We start from the raw sequence: 400 nt of genomic DNA on the forward strand, positions 1-400 counted from the left end.
GCTGCGCACGGCGTCGGTCAGGGCGCCGATCTCGTCACGCGACCAATCGGACGCCACGGGACCACGGGGCGCGTATGCAAACCCCCACGGCAATGGCCGCGGTCGGCGCACCAGGATCTGGGCGCCGACGCGTTCGCCGGCCGTGATCCGATGCGCGGTCCAGCCGTTGATGGCCTTGACGGTCGCCCACGCGCTGAGTTGCAGATAGGACGCTGGGTCGCTGGCCTCGACCAGCGCGTCCCAGCCGTCAGGGCTGGCTGGCGCCGGGTCGGCGAGCGCCGGGTCGGCGGGCGCCGTCACGGCGCTGGGCGCTGGCGGCGAAGCGCGTCGACCATGATCCCGACGATAGAGCGCAGTTCCTCGATCCGCAAGGCGAGCGCCGCCACGACGAAAGTCAGTC

Annotated in this window: 1 protein-coding gene; it reads right to left on the reverse strand. The window is 72.2% G+C overall.

Translation table 11 applies throughout. The annotated features are described in order from the left end of the window. Positions 1–300: peptidoglycan bridge formation glycyltransferase FemA/FemB family protein (locus tag I6F37_RS43205; RefSeq protein ID WP_225154863.1), on the reverse strand; the 300-nt coding region annotated here is incomplete at its 3' end. Between the last annotated feature and the right edge of the window lie 100 nt (positions 301–400).

Origin of the sequence: Bradyrhizobium sp. NBAIM08, assembly GCF_020193935.1 — a bacterium.
In the GTDB taxonomy this organism is placed as follows: domain Bacteria; phylum Pseudomonadota; class Alphaproteobacteria; order Rhizobiales; family Xanthobacteraceae; genus Bradyrhizobium; species Bradyrhizobium yuanmingense.